At 46.5% G+C, this 15,173-nt stretch carries 14 protein-coding genes; all 14 read right to left on the bottom strand.

The window, feature by feature from the left end:
• Positions 1-24: 24 nt before the first annotated feature.
• The 14 genes from ftsA to BN8899_RS14210 all read right to left on the bottom strand — a co-directional run bounded on the left by ftsA (position 25) and on the right by BN8899_RS14210 (position 15,150).
• Positions 25-1,179 carry a cell division protein FtsA gene (gene ftsA, locus BN8899_RS14275; RefSeq protein WP_018336885.1) on the bottom strand — a complete coding sequence of 385 codons (1,155 nt, stop codon included), beginning with the start codon at positions 1,177-1,179 and terminating at the stop codon, positions 25-27.
• A gap of 12 nt (positions 1,180-1,191) precedes the next feature.
• On the bottom strand, positions 1,192-1,848 hold the full coding sequence (locus BN8899_RS14270) for a cell division protein FtsQ/DivIB (protein WP_231932375.1): 657 nt from the start codon (positions 1,846-1,848) through the stop codon (positions 1,192-1,194).
• Positions 1,849-1,925: 77 nt separating this feature from the next.
• Positions 1,926-3,293, bottom strand: coding sequence for a UDP-N-acetylmuramate--L-alanine ligase (gene murC, locus BN8899_RS14265; RefSeq protein ID WP_018336887.1), 1,368 nt, complete (start codon positions 3,291-3,293; stop codon positions 1,926-1,928).
• An 11-nt stretch (positions 3,294-3,304) separates the two neighbouring features.
• Positions 3,305-4,405: an undecaprenyldiphospho-muramoylpentapeptide beta-N-acetylglucosaminyltransferase gene (murG, locus tag BN8899_RS14260; RefSeq protein ID WP_065219928.1), complete on the bottom strand. Its 1,101-nt coding sequence runs from the start codon at positions 4,403-4,405 to the stop codon at positions 3,305-3,307.
• Between the two features lie 7 nt (positions 4,406-4,412).
• Complete coding sequence (locus tag BN8899_RS14255; protein ID WP_231932369.1) at positions 4,413-5,615, bottom strand: FtsW/RodA/SpoVE family cell cycle protein; 1,203 nt, start codon at positions 5,613-5,615, stop codon at positions 4,413-4,415.
• 17 nt (positions 5,616-5,632) lie between these two features.
• Positions 5,633-6,991, bottom strand: a complete 1,359-nt coding sequence (murD, locus tag BN8899_RS14250; protein ID WP_065219927.1) for a UDP-N-acetylmuramoyl-L-alanine--D-glutamate ligase — start codon at positions 6,989-6,991, stop codon at positions 5,633-5,635.
• Positions 6,992-7,021: 30 nt separating this feature from the next.
• Complete coding sequence (gene mraY / locus BN8899_RS14245; RefSeq protein ID WP_018336891.1) at positions 7,022-8,272, bottom strand: phospho-N-acetylmuramoyl-pentapeptide-transferase; 1,251 nt, start codon at positions 8,270-8,272, stop codon at positions 7,022-7,024.
• Between the two features lie 4 nt (positions 8,273-8,276).
• Entirely contained in the window at positions 8,277-9,725 is a 1,449-nt protein-coding gene (locus tag BN8899_RS14240) for a UDP-N-acetylmuramoyl-L-alanyl-D-glutamate--2,6-diaminopimelate ligase (RefSeq protein ID WP_065219926.1), read from the bottom strand.
• Between the two features lie 22 nt (positions 9,726-9,747).
• Positions 9,748-11,859 (bottom strand): penicillin-binding protein, encoded by a 2,112-nt coding sequence (locus BN8899_RS14235; protein WP_231932367.1) that lies wholly within the window; start codon positions 11,857-11,859, stop codon positions 9,748-9,750.
• A gap of 2 nt (positions 11,860-11,861) precedes the next feature.
• Positions 11,862-12,239, bottom strand: coding sequence for an FtsL-like putative cell division protein (locus BN8899_RS14230; protein ID WP_018336894.1), 378 nt, complete (start codon positions 12,237-12,239; stop codon positions 11,862-11,864).
• Between the two features lies 1 nt (position 12,240).
• Positions 12,241-13,149 (bottom strand): 16S rRNA (cytosine(1402)-N(4))-methyltransferase RsmH, encoded by a 909-nt coding sequence (gene rsmH / locus BN8899_RS14225; protein ID WP_065219925.1) that lies wholly within the window; start codon positions 13,147-13,149, stop codon positions 12,241-12,243.
• Positions 13,149-13,610: a division/cell wall cluster transcriptional repressor MraZ gene (gene mraZ, locus BN8899_RS14220; RefSeq protein WP_018336896.1), complete on the bottom strand. Its 462-nt coding sequence runs from the start codon at positions 13,608-13,610 to the stop codon at positions 13,149-13,151. Before mraZ ends, rsmH begins: the two co-directional genes overlap by 1 nt.
• A 216-nt stretch (positions 13,611-13,826) precedes the next feature.
• Positions 13,827-14,459, bottom strand: a complete 633-nt coding sequence (locus BN8899_RS14215) for a DUF6266 family protein (protein WP_065219924.1) — start codon at positions 14,457-14,459, stop codon at positions 13,827-13,829.
• Positions 14,460-14,541: 82 nt separating this feature from the next.
• A complete protein-coding gene (locus BN8899_RS14210; RefSeq protein ID WP_018336898.1) occupies positions 14,542-15,150 on the bottom strand; it encodes an N-acetylmuramoyl-L-alanine amidase in 609 nt (202 codons plus the stop codon).
• Between the last annotated feature and the right edge of the window lie 23 nt (positions 15,151-15,173).

Genomic DNA, 15,173 nt, shown 5'->3' with positions numbered 1-15,173 from the left:
CTGAAAAGTGTTATATCATTATTCTTAAAAAAAACTATCAAACCAACCTCTTTTCTTCGGTTCCTTGCGTTCACAACGCAATAACCCCAAAGCCGTGAAGTTCTCCGGTGTTTTCAAGGGTGTTTCCTTGGCGAATTTTACAGTTGACACGCTTGCCATACTTATCGGATGCTTTGACAAACGATTCAACAAGACATCTATTCCCTGCACCCGGCTACCTCCACCGGTCAACAATATACCATCCTCCAATTGCTTGTAATAACCGCTTTTCAATATCTGCCAGATAGCTCCTTCCAACAACTCCTCCAAACGGCATTGCTCCACGTGTACCATATCCTGTATATCAATACAGTATTTCGTGTCCGGAATCATTATTTTCCGGCTTTTACACTCGGCTTGCAATGCCATTCCGTATTCGTGTTTCAACTTTTTCGCACTCGCCATGTTCTCGATGGAAAAAGCCGTATTTATATCTTTCTCAATTGTATTACATCCCAGAGGCAAAACCTCGTCGTACACGATCATTCCATCTTGGAAGACGTGCACTTTTATACTGTCCGCACCCAAATCGATCAGTGCGAAATCCCTCACTCCTTTTCGTCCCCGTGCCACAAGAGCTTTCTGGGCGGCACTTACTGCCGAATAAAAATTAATCTTTTCAACCCCGGATTCGTTCAAAGCTTGGCGCAAGCCTTCCAACATACGTTTTCTAGCCACGTAAACATGGAAATCGACTTCCAAACGCCGGGTTTCACAGCCTACCGGATCACTCTCCGGTTCTCCGTCCAGCGTATAAGCAAAAGGCACGACATCCACAATCTCTTCCATCTCCAGATTCACGTTATTGCGGCACTTTTTCTCCAACTCCTGCAAATCGGCTTCTTCCACTCGTTTTACACGGGAAAACTTTGATATTTCCCGGTCTTCCACTTGCTGCACCCACTCCCCTGCCAATGCAATGTTTAATGCATCGATATGCATCTCGTGTTCTTGCTTGAATTTCTCCAACAAACGCTGCACGCAAGACTTCACCCGAAGCCGATCGACCACCATCCCCCGGTGGATACCCTGAGAAGCAACACTCTCTATTCCAACCAAACGGCACTCACCCCCGGAAACCTCACCGAGAGCCATCACCATTTTTTCAGACCCCATATCTAAAGAAGCTACAAATCCCATAATATCTATTTTTTATTTTCTAACACAAACTACTTGGTTATCAAATTTCAAATTGACTTCCTTGTACTGGTTCCAACCTTTCTTGGCAATACCTTCCTTCAAAAACAGCATCAGCTTGTCCAAGCGTTCCTGGCTATTCTCGACCTTTCCGAGTACGATTCTGAAATCACCCACTTTGGGGATCATCACGACATCCTCGTTTGATCTCACTACCAGTTGCTCGATGTAGGCATCCCAAAACGCATCGTCCCTCAAGGACATTACGAACGGACCTAACTTCTCGCACGCGTATTTTGTACTAATATCACCGGTTGCAACAACAACCCTGGAAGTAAACTTAGAAGACAACGGCATCACTTTCCCGTCACTATCAACGTAGTAACCCTCACCCGTCATTACTCTCAAAACAGGTTCACGTTGCTTGATATTTACATGGATATAACCGTCTAAACTGTAGTAAACCTGAGCCGACTTTATCATCGGATTTTTGACAAGTACCCTTTCCAAACTATCTTTATTTACTGCCATAATACTTTTGTCTGTTATGCCTCCGTATCCCTTCTTTATCGCTTTCATAATATCTTCCTCGTCCACAAACACGTTGACATCCGTATTTTTGACAGCAACCCGCACCCCTCTACATGTTACCTCCCCCAATTTTGTCGCCACAAAGGTAAGCACAATTATCAGGTAAACAAGCAAAATGCAAGATAATATGTATGGTAGTATGCGTTTCATTTGTCAAATCAACGATTTGCTTTGTTAAACATCTCGGTAAACACCGGAATAAAGCGGTCTATATCCCCGGCTCCCACCGTCATAAAAACACCTTCTGTCACGTGTTCCTGCACGTATGCCGGAAAATCTTCTTTCGTCACCCGGACATAAGGCACTGTCAAACGGTCGGCAATCAACGCTGACGTCACTCCCGGTATCGGTTTTTCCCGTGCCGGGTATATATCCAATAAGATCACCTCATCCGCCAGATTCAGACTCTTCGCGAAATCGGGATAGAAATCATTTGTCCGGGAATATAAATGCGGTTGAAAAGCCACCGTCAATTTTTTCTCCGACCACATCTCCCGTATCGACGACAATGATGCCTCGATCTCTCGCGGGTGATGGGCATAATCATCGATATAAATGATTCGGTCATTTTTGGCGTGCACGTCAAACCTCCTTGCTACCCCCTTGAACAAAGGCAACGCTTCCCGTATCTCCCCGGCAGTCATTCCCGCGTACAAGGCTACCGTAATGGCAGCCGTGGCATTCTCCACGTTTACCCTTCCCGGAAAACACAAGCGCAAATCTTTGATTTCAACATCTTTCCCGATATAATCGAACAAGAAACTACCGTTATCCACCCGTAAGTTATCGGCATAATAATCCGTTTTCTCCCCGGCGGCATAGTGCCCGGTAATCGCCCGTCTTTTTAACTCCAATCCTTTTCTCAAGAAAAGCTCTCCCCTCGTTTGTAAAGCGAACTCTTCAAAAGCCTTCAAAAGCTCCTCGTGCGTCCCGTATATATCCAGATGATCGGCATCCATGGCTGTAATAACAGCTATCTCCGGGTGAAGATGTAAAAACGAACGATCGTATTCATCCGCTTCAATCACCACGTAATCCGAATTTTTATCAATCAACAGATTCGTCCCGAAATTAGAGGATATTCCCCCCAAGAAAGCACTGCATCCCACGTGTGAATTTTTCAACAAAAACGCCAACATCGTCGTGGTTGTCGTTTTCCCGTGCGTTCCGGCGATACAAAGCGCTTTCTTGCTACGGGACAGGAAACCCAGCACTTCCGCCCGCTTGTGTAAAGCGTAACCATTCTCCCGGAAGAAACTCAATATCCGATTCTCCCCCGGTACAGCCGGAGTATAAACAACCAAAGTATGTTCCTTATCCCGAAAGACTTCCCCGATCTTTGCCTCGACATCCTCGTAAGTAATATCAAACCCCTCCTCCTCACTCATTTTTCGTGTCAAAGGCGACTCGGTCTTATCATACCCTGCCACGTCATATCCCATAACCTTGAAATAACGCGCCAAAGCACTCATCCCAATTCCCCCGATACCCACGAAATATATCGCTTTTACATTACCAATTTCCATAATTTCAAATTTTAGATTCCAACAATCTCTAAGATTTGCTTTGCGATCACCTCGTCCGAATCCTTCATGGCTAACGTCAAGATATGTTCGGAGAGAGCTTCTCGCTCGTTGTCATTTGTCAGCAAACGCTCCATAACATCGCCCAACTGTTCGACCACGTCACTATCTTTCACCATAACGGCAGCCTGTTTGTTTACCAATGCCATCGCATTTTTCGTTTGATGATCCTCAGCCACATTCGGTGAAGGAACCAACACAACAGCCTTCCCCAGCAGGCACAATTCAGAGATTGTTCCGGCACCCGCTCTTGCCACCACAAGATCGGCACAGGCATAAGCCAAATCCATCCGTTTCAGAAAAGGCATGAATTTTATATTCTCCGGTAAGCGATCTTTCAACTCCGCTTCCAGCTGTTTATGGTAATAACTACCGCACTGCCAAATCACTTGCACATCCTTCCAACCGGCAACACGCTCCAACCATCGCACCATCGCTTTATTCATCGAACCTGCACCAAGGCTTCCCCCGGTCACAAGAACCGTTTTTTTCTTCGGGTCTAAACCGTAAAAAGCAAAACCTTCCTCCCGTTCGCCCAACGCGTTCAGCAAATCCTTGCGCACGGGATTACCCGTGAGTATGATTTTCTCTTTCGGGAAAAAACGCTCCATTCCCTCGTAAGCCACACAAATTTTCTCCGCTTTCTTCGCCAATAATTTATTAGTTACCCCAGCATAAGAGTTTTGTTCCTGCAAGACTAACGGGATACCCGCTTTAGCTGCCACTCGCCCGATAGGACCACTGGCATACCCCCCGACCCCGACTACCACATCTGGCTTAAATTCTTTCACGAGGCGTTTCGCTTTCCGCAGACTTCGCCACAAATTCCATGCAACCTTCAGATTACTCAACGTCAATTTCCGTTGCAGCCCCCGAACAGGCAATCCCACGATCCGGTACCCCGCCTCCGGCACTTTCTCCATTTCCATCTTACCCTCTGCTCCCACGAACAAAATATCAATATCCGGATCCAACCGCTTCAAAGCGTTCGCGATCGAGAGTGCCGGAAATATATGCCCTCCTGTTCCTCCTCCACTGATAATCACCTTTTTCATATATATCTTATTTTATCTCTTCATTCTCTTCTTGTATCGTAGCCATCTTCAATTTCTCTTTCGCTTCCACTTCTCCCTCTTCCGAGAAAGTATGGCTGACACTTAATATCATCCCGAATGCCGCACTCGTGAACAACAGGGAAGTTCCTCCCATACTCACTAACGGCAAAGGTTGCCCGGTCACGGGGAACAATCCCACGCAAACCCCCATATTTATCAATGCCTGTAATACAATACACAATCCCAACCCGGTCACCAGCATTGCCGGAAACATTCTCGTACAGCGCCGGACAATCACTCCCACGCGATAAAGTATAATCAAATACAACAACATAACCACCCCGGCTCCCCCCAAACCGTACTCCTCCACGATAATCGCGAATATAAAGTCAGAATAAGGATGCGGCAAAAAATTACGCTGCACGCTTGTCCCCGGCGCTATTTTGAACAATCCGCCCCGAGCCACAGCGATCTTCGCTTGGTCTGATTGGTAAGAATCATCTTTATTCGCCTTTGATGGAACAAAAAACGCTTCCAAACGACTTTTTACAGTCAACAGACGTCCCACCTTTGCCAACTGCTTGTCCGGCACAATAAAGAGTATCGCCACCAACAAGCCGATCAATACCACGCCACTCCCGATAATCTTACCGAAAGTCCTCATATTCAACCGTCCCACGAACAACATAAACAGACAGACTCCCCCCAGCAATGCCGACGTCGAGAAGTTCTCCATAAAAATCATACCAAGAACAGGAAGCACCCACAGCATCCGCAACAACACATGATCGTCACACCCTTTCTCCGTCTGCTCGAACGCTATTGCCCGGGCACAAAATATAACGACAGCCAATTTGGCAAATTCCGAAGGCTGGAAAGAAATACCGAAAATCTTTATCCAACGGTCTGTATCATTCAACGTGGCTCCCATCACTTTCGCCAATATCAGAAAACCAAAGGAAGCCAACAAAAGAAGCGAAGCAAAAGAAAGTAAATACTTATAATGGCAAGATTGCGTCAACAGGATCACACCATAACAACCCACCAATAAAAAGAGTTGCTTAATCAGGTAAAAACTGGTATCCCCCCCCCGCACACGAAAGGCAAGGCTTCCCGTGGAGGAATACACCACCAACAGGGAGATCAGCATCAACGCGATCACCACAGCTCCCAGAATCCTATCCCCTTTTAAACGCAAACTTATTTTCATAGCCATTCACGATTTTATTACTTCCTTGTCAAGTCACACTGTCTTTTTATCTCTCTTACTTTTTCCTTAAATAACTCACCCCTATTCTCGTAATTTTTGAACAAATCAAAACTTGCACAACACGGGGAAAGCAAAACGACATCTCCCTCCACGGCACGACGATACGCCTCTTCCATCGTGGCATCAAGGCTATGCGTATCTATCACTTCACAAATCGGGGAAAAAGAATCAATCAATTTCTTATTATCCACACCCATACATATCAATAACTTCACCTTCTCCCGCACAAGGTCAAACAAAACGCTGTAATCATTCCCTTTATCCGTTCCTCCGGCTATCCATACCACGGGAGCGTGCATACTATCCAGCGCGTACCATGCCGAATCCACATTTGTAGCCTTCGAATCGTTGATATAAGTCACTCCATTGACAACTTCCACGGTTTCCAGACGATGTTCTACCTGCGGAAAGGTTGTTAATCCCTTTCTTAATTCATCATCACTCACTCCCGCCTTTAATGCCGCCAATATTGCAGCCATCGCGTTATACACGTTATGCCGTCCCTGTATCGTGATATCTTTCTTATCAATGCGGAATGTCCTTTCCCTCCAAGAGGCTACCACCGTATCTCCATCCGTATACGCACTCAAACCATCATTCCCCGAATACGTAAAATCAGCCATCTCCGGAACGATATCACCTCGTTCCACCCGTTCCCGTACCACATCACAATCATTGCCATAGATAAACAAATCCTCCGCTCTCATATTATTCAAAATACGGAACTTAGAATTAGCATAATTCTCGAACTTATAGTCATAACGATCCAAGTGGTCAGGAGTAATATTGGTCAATATCGCCGTGTCGCACCGGAAACGGAACATTCCGTCCAGTTGGAAACTAGACAATTCCACCACGTAAACGCGATGCAAGTTATCCGCCACTTGTGCCGCCAGACTGTTCCCGACATTTCCTGCCAGCCCCACGTCATACCCGGCTTCTTTCAATATGTGATATAACAGCAAAGTGGTAGTCGTCTTCCCATTGCTTCCCGTGATGCAGTACATCTTCGCATCCGAGTGCCGCCCGGCAAACTCGATTTCCGAAATCACCTCGATTCCCTTTTCACGCAACCCGACAATCATCGGCAATTTATCCGGAATTCCCGGACTCTTTACCACAACATCAGCTGCAAATATCTTCGTTTCCGTGTGTTGTCCTTCCTCGTACTCCACACCTAATTCTTCCAATACTTTCTTGTACTTATCAGCCAATTTTCCTTTGTCTGACAAGAAAACTTCATATCCCAATTTCTTTCCCAATCGGGCTGCCCCCGCTCCACTTTCTCCTCCTCCTAAAATAACCAACTTCTTCATATTATAATCACTTAATCGTAAATCTCTAAATCACCGAATTTTCAACGTAACGATTGTTATCACAGCCAAAGCAATTCCCACGATCCAAAAACGTGTCACGATTTTCGGTTCCGGAATCCCTTTCTTTTGGAAATGATGGTGCAAAGGCGACATCAAAAATATTCTTCGTCCCTCGCCATATCTTTTCTTCGTGTACTTGAAATAACTTACCTGCATCGCTACCGACAAATTCTCCACGAGGAATATCCCGCAAAGGATAGGAATCAACAATTCTTTATGAATCATGATGGCAAACACCGCAATAATACCTCCCAAAGACAAACTTCCCGTGTCCCCCATAAATACCTGGGCAGGAAAAGAATTGTACCACAAGAAACCAATCGTGGCACCGATAAAGGCAGCGATAAACACCACCAACTCCCCGGAATGCGGGATATACATGATATTCAGATAATCGGCATACACCATATTACCCGAAACGTACGCCAGAATACCCAGCGTTGCACCGACAATCGCCGAAGTCCCTGTCGCCAAGCCGTCAAGCCCGTCTGTCAAGTTAGCCCCGTTCGATACCGCGGTCACGATAAATATCGTAATCAAAATAAATACCAACCATCCGATAGGTTCTGCATATTTCCCGAAAAACGCGCCAAACCAGGCATAATCAAATTCATTATTCTTGAAAAAAGGAATCGTTGTTCTGGTCGACTTAACATCTTTTGTCAATACCGTTTTGCTATTTTCCGTCGAAAAGCCTTCGTCCACGGTGTTCGTCACCACGCCCACTTCAGACAACATCGCTTTCTCACGAATCACCACATCGTCACTCACGTACAAAGTCACCCCCACGATCAGTCCTAAACCGACCTGTCCGATCACTTTGAAACGTCCTTTCAACCCCTCTTTATGTTTCCGGAATACCTTGATATAATCATCCAGAAAACCGATCAATCCCAACCACACCGTTGCCACAAGCATCAATTGAATATACACGTTATCCAACCGGGCAAACAAGATCACTGGAATCAATATTGCCAACAGAATAATAATTCCCCCCATCGTCGGAGTTCCCTTTTTCTGCATTTGTCCTTCCAAACCAAGATCACGAATCTCTTCTCCCACCTGTTGCTTTTGCAGGATTCGGATAATTCGCTTCCCGACCACGGTAGCAATCAACAAAGATAAAATGACGGCACAAGCCGACCGGAACGTGATATACTGGAACATCCCGGCTCCCGGGAAATCAAACTGCTCTAAATAATCAAATATGTGGTAAAACATAGTATTACAACTTAAATATTTCCTTTATAACCTCTTTGTCATCAAAATGATGTTTCACACCTTTTATTTCCTGATAATCCTCGTGCCCTTTCCCGGCAACCAAAACAATGTCACCCGGTTTTGCCAGCATCAATGCCGTGCGAATCGCTTCCTTCCGGTCGGCTATCGCCAACACCCGGTCCCGGGCATCTTCCGGTACGCCCGCACGCATATCCTCTATAATTGCCGCAGGTTCCTCGCTTCGCGGGTTATCCGATGTCAATACCACCCGGTCGCTCAACCGACAAGCCACCTCCGCCATCTCCGGACGTTTCGTCCGGTCACGGTCACCCCCGGCTCCAACCACCGTAATAACAGTCCCATCCTTCTTCAAACCTCCTATCGTCGACAACACATTTTCCAAGGCATCCGGCGTGTGAGCATAATCCACAACTGCCATCACCCCTTCACGGGACAAGATAGTTTCAAAACGTCCCGACACCGGAACCAACATACTCATCACGGGCAACAATTCCTCTTTATCGAAACCTAACAACCGTGCAGCCGAATACACTGCCAATAAATTATAAGCATTAAAATCGCCCGTGAACTTCGTCCACACCTCGCTCCCGTCTAGCAATAACAGCATACTGTCCAGGTGACGTTCCAGCGTTTTGCAATTAAAATCCGCCATCCGCTTGCACGAATAGGTATATTTACGCGCTTTCGTGTTCTGCAACATCACCATACCATTCTTATCGTCCGTATTCGTCAGAGCAAAAGCCTTCGGCGACAAACGGTCGAAAAAACCTTTCTTCGCCTCTATATATGCCCGAAATGTCTTGTGATAATCCAGATGGTCGTGCGTAATATTTGAAAAGATCGCCCCGTCAAAATCCAATCCGCTGATACGGCGTTGGTCTGCGGCGTGCGAACTCACCTCCATAAAACAATACTCGCACCCTTCATCCACCATCCGTTTCATCAGAGAATTGATTTCCAAAGCATCCGGAGTCGTATGTGTCGCGTGCACTTTTTCATCCCCCACGTAGTTACAAACCGTTGACAATAATCCGGCTCGCTTACCCAACAAACGCGCTGCCTCGTACAACAACGTCGCTGTTGTCGTTTTCCCGTTTGTTCCCGTTACTCCCACCAATTTCATCTTCCGTGACGGATGCCCGTAATAGGCTGATGCCATCCATCCTAACGCTTCCGAGGAATTCGCCGTTTTCACCACGACAATTCCCTCCGGCAAATTTTCCGGCACCTCCTCACAAACCACGGCTATCGCACCCCCGGCAATTGCCTTACCGATAAAAGCGTGTCCGTCAACACTCACCCCTCTTTGGGCAACAAAAACGTCCCCCTTGCCCACTTTCCGGGAATCAAAGTGAATCGCCGAAACTTCTGCTTCCGGCTCTCCTTGCACGATCTCGCAAGCTACTCCCTCTAACAAATCTTTTAATTTCATTACTCTATATATCAAATAATCTTCAATCCAGTACTATCCCTATATAACTTCCCTTTCTCACCCTCTGCCCCGGTTCCAACGACTGCTTACTCACCGTCCCGCTCCCGCTTACACCAACCTTCAACCCGCTATTTTCCAACAAATACAGCGCATCCCTCAACCCCATTCCTTTCACGTTCGGTATCACGGAGAAATCCACGTTTCGTGCTTTCAGTTCAAACTCTTTCCCTTCCTTATCCCGGGAAGTTATCACCCATTCGGCATTCCCCGCCTCGTCAGTCACATCTATGCCCAAATTATCATATATGGTCAGAAAATCTTGTTTCATCCCGTTCTGACTGATTGGCAATATCTTATCAAATTTCACCTCAGCATCATCATGCCGCATCAACGATGCCATCGAATAAATCTTATCGGCTATCTCCCGAAATACATTTCCCGACACGACATTCCCGTAATACCCTACCGAAGTCGACGGGTTATCCACCACCACAATACACGTGTACAAAGGCTTATCCGCGGGAAAATACCCCACGAAACTGGCTCTATATTTAGGTTCTACCTTATATCCTTTCTTACCTGCCGCTATTTTCGCGGTACCCGTCTTTCCCGCGATCTTGCAAGCCGCATTTCTCAAATTCTTCGCCGTACCATTCTCCACAACCCCTTCCATCATTTGCTTCATGTACTCCAAAGTCTGCTTGCTGCATATATTATTAGTTACCACCTCCGGTTCCAAACGTTCTATCACCTGGCTCCCGTCACGAATCTCTTTTACAATACGGGGCTTCATCCGCTTTCCATCATTTGCCAAGGCGTTATAAAATGCCAACACTTGCAACGGAGTCACCTTTAACTCATACCCGAAACTCATCCATCGTAAGGAAGTTCCGCTCCACGACTTATCCGTGGGATACTTGATGTACGGTTCCGCCTCTCCCACGATATCAATCCCCACTTTCCGATTCAACCCCATGGCATACAATCGGTTTACAAATTTTTCCGGCTGTTTGCGATAATGTTCGTACACCAATTCCGTAATACCATTCAGCGAACGCTCGAAAATAGATTGCACCGTCACTTTCCCTACCGGTCTCTTGGACTCCCGCAAAGTCACCCCATCATGCGTATATATGCCATCCCCTAAATCGATCGTATCCGCCGGATGCACGTACCCGTCTTCAAGCAGAGCCACCATCGTGGCAGCCTTAATCACCGATCCCGGTTCCGCCGCATCCATAATCGCGTTATTCAACACCTCACGATAACCCGACGACGTTTTCGACACGTTCGCTATCGCCTTAATATCTCCCGTCTTCACTTCCATCAAAATAGCAGTACCGGCATCCGCCCTGTAATATTCCAACTGGCGAGTCAACGCTCCCTGCACAATATCTTGACAATCTACATTAATCGTTGTCACCACGTCATTTCCATCCACTGGCTCTTCCTCCGTCATAGAAATCCATCTACCGGACATCATCTGCCGAAAACTCCTTCCCGGCACACCCCGCAATTGTTTCTCGAAAGCACCTTCTATTCCCACACGTCCTTCGAAACTGCCATCCGCCGCTTCATTCAAATACCCTATCGTCCGGAATGCCAGATCACGATGCGGCTGCAATCTCACGTTCTCTTGCTCAAGAATCAAACCGCTTCGGGTACCCCTCTCCCGAAAAATAGGAAATTTCTTAACCGCCATAAGTTCGGTATAAGAAATTTTCTTCTTGTTAATCAACAGGTAACGATTAGGTTTCGCCCCGAATTTTCCTTTCCATAACTTCTGCCTGTACACCGCTGCCGAAGCATCCCCGAAAAACTTTGACAGGCAAATTGCCAGGCTATCCACCTTTCGCCTAAACAGCGTATCCGCCACCGCCACACAATCAAACCGGAGCGAATAATACGGCACGGAACTGGCAAGAATACGCCCGTCATCGGCATATATATTTCCCCGAACGGGAGCTATCACAAAATCTTTTTTGGAAACATTCTGAGCTTGTCTTCTCAATTCATCCCCCTTCCACACCTGAACATACAAAGCCTGTATCACGATCAACACCGCAATCCCGATCACCACCAGGTAAACAAGCCCCAGACGTCCCGCCAACTCATGTTTCATTGAAGATGCCATACCTATTTCTCTATCTTTACCGGAGGTTCTTTACTCTGTACCAAATCCAAACCCGCTTCCTTCACGCGTCTCTCCACCTCCGAAGGCACGCTGATCCGCATTAATTCAGAAGCCGTCGTTACCGACTCGAAACGCAAATTGCCCAACTCCTTCTCCAACGCCACCTTCTTCATGTACAACTTCTCCGTGTTATATCCATTCGCGATATACAAGATTCCCAATAACGTCAAGAAAAGAATAAACCCCATATTCCGGCGCAACACCGTATCGGCGAGCAGACGCCCGTCCAACACCTCCTTCATGGACTCTGCCAATACCTCCTTCTGCTCCTGGGAGGGAGATACAAAATCCTTCACTTTCTTTTTCTTGAACCACTTCATATCACATCCTTTCCGCTATTCTCAATTTGGCACTTCTAGCTCTCGGGTTACGTTCTACCTCCTCCTCCGACGGAACAATCACCTTCCGGTTCACCAACTCAAAATTCCGTTTCACGTGTCCGTAAAAATCTTTTTCCACTTTTCCCTCGAAATTCCCGCTCTTCAGGAAATTTTTCACGATCCGGTCTTCCAGCGAGTGATAGGTAATCACCACCAAACGTCCCCCGGGACGCAATGCCAGTTCCGCCTGTTGCAACATTTCTTTCAATACATCCAATTCCCCGTTCACCTCGATACGCAACGCTTGATACACCTGTGCCAAATATTTTTTCTCCTTCTGCTTCGGCACCCGGGGCGCTATCACTTGCAAAAACTCCTCCGAACGTTCAATCGGCTTCTCCGCCCGAGCCTTCAGAATCAACCCCACCAAACCGCGGGCATTCTCCACCTCGCCATACTCCCGAAACACCCGGATCAACTCCTCCTCGCTATATGTATTCAACACGTCAGTTGCCTTCAACCGTCCTTTCCTGTTCATCCGCATATCCAGTTCCGCGTCAAACCGAAACGAAAATCCCCGGTCAGCCTCATCAAACTCGTGTGACGACACGCCCAAATCTGCAAGAATACCATCCGCCTTATCATACCCGCAATACCGCAAAAAATTCCGCAAGTAACGGAAATTATGGTTCACGAAAATAAAACGGCTATCATCCGGCACGTTCGCTAACGCATCCGAATCTTGATCAAACCCTATCAGGCAACCGCCCTCCAAACGTTTCAGAATCTCCCGCGAATGACCTCCGCCCCCGAAAGTCAAATCGAGATACACCCCCTCCGGGTCAATATTCAACCCGGAAACAGATTCTTTCAACAATACCGGCACATGATACAAAGATTCCATATTCATCACAATCCTAAATTTCCAAAATTCAATTTATCCGTCAAAAGTACAAATTCCTCCGTACTCAACGCACCCTCTTCATACTTTATTTTATCCCAAATCTCGATCTTCGAATCCAACCCGACCAAAACGATCTCATCGCCCTCAATCGCCACTTGCTCAAGCATTTTACGGGGAATCAGAATACGCCCGTTAGCATCCAGCTCCACCTCCAAAGCGCCATGGAAAAAACCTCTTCGGAAACGCATATGTTCCTGGTTAAACGGGCTCAATTTAGCCCGCAACTCTTCCGCCAGCCTCAACCATTCGCCCTTAGGATAAACATCTATACATGCCTCGAAAATATTTCGCTGCAACACGAAAGAACCCTCCTGTACAGCCTGCATTTCCTTACGAAAAACAGCCGGTACCACCAAGCGTCCCTTGCTATCCAACTTGCATGTATAATCTCCTATAAACGACAACATATTCTTTATCCAATTTAGTGATGTAAAGTTATTAAATAATTTCCCACTTTAAACCACTTTCCCCCACTTTTTTATTGTTAAAATTACAACAATTTAAAATACAATCACTTAAACAAAATTCAGTTCTACAATTTTATAACATATGCGACCTTACGACTTTACGGACATTTAGACCTTATGGACTCGAGGCTGTGTTGAACACAGCCTCTCCCCTTGTTACCCTACTGTCAGACTCACGCTATTCGAACAGACCTTCCCGTTTTTCTTCATCGCGAAACAATAGGCTTTCACGTTCTCCTCCGACCAATTCTCGGGCAACGGATAACTCGTACTCCCACTTTCACCTCGGACACGTAAAGCTACTAATCTAGACCTTTGTGCTTCCGTTTCATACAACACGGCATACACCAAGTCATCGCTGGCAGCATACCCCTCTTCCGCTTTCTCGGACTCTTGCTCAAAAAAATACTTATTCGTGTCCGAATCGTAGGTTACGGAAACCTTCGGCGTATTCCTGATTCCGGTAGCCACAAGCAGACGGGTATAATCCACCGTCACCGCATAATCCTCCCCAACGCTCACGCATCCCATGTTCAATGAAACAAACGCGTTAGAAGTCGTACCGTTCCCTATTCCCCGGAATCCTTTCTGAACCACGGGCAACAGCCAGCGTGATAGTTCAATCAACGCCTTCATCTTCGCCCGTTGCACCAACACCTCCGGACTCGGATTATCCTTTCTCGCGAAAATCTTCGCCCTGGCGACATTCTGCTTGTTCATGTAACACATCGTCACGTTACCAACAGACTTCGTTACCCTACCTAATAAATAAGAATTAAATTTTGCCATAACAATAAAATTTAAAAATGAATAAATATAAAAATAAACACTCGTTTTCTATTTGTAAATCACCCAATCGGCAATCACAAAATCAATAATATCTCACCCAGTCCGGCAACTGCAATGCAGGTCCGGGATCTACCTTTCTCTCTGTCACATCCGAATGCCCCACGATCTCCTGAATTGAATAACTATCAGTCAATACCCCGCACACCTCGGCAAGCACTCTTTCCTGTACTTCAGTGTACCTATGCCAATACGTTTTTCCCGATCCCGCCTCATCAACATACACCTCATCGAAAGGCACCACAACCCCGCACTCCGCGACAAACTTTCCTCCTTCCTGCCGAAGTTGTCCTAAATTATCCAACTCTATCCCCAGCGAACAATGGTTCAAACCGCTCCGTCCCGCGTATCGGCTTTTCCCAGCATGCCAAGCCACAATATTAAACGGTACCAACTGAACCACTTCTCCCGCCCTCCCGATCACGAGATGAGCCGAAGCCGCCACATCCGGTCTTGCCAGATAACGAACCGATGACATAACACTCGAACCGGCAGTGTAATGCAGAATAATCATATCCGGTCCGGCAATCACTTGTGTATTCTTCCCGCAATCCACATGAACCACCCCATCTCCCTCCAACCGATGGTTGACAATTGAAAACTGAGAATTAAAAACGCCATAATCTAAAATCATAAATCGTAATTTAAAATCGTAAA

This window comes from Butyricimonas sp. Marseille-P2440 (assembly GCF_900091675.1).
Classification (GTDB): domain Bacteria; phylum Bacteroidota; class Bacteroidia; order Bacteroidales; family Marinifilaceae; genus Butyricimonas; species Butyricimonas synergistica.
The sequence above is the reverse complement of the archived record's forward strand: the minus strand, read 5'-3'. Positions and strand labels throughout refer to the sequence as shown.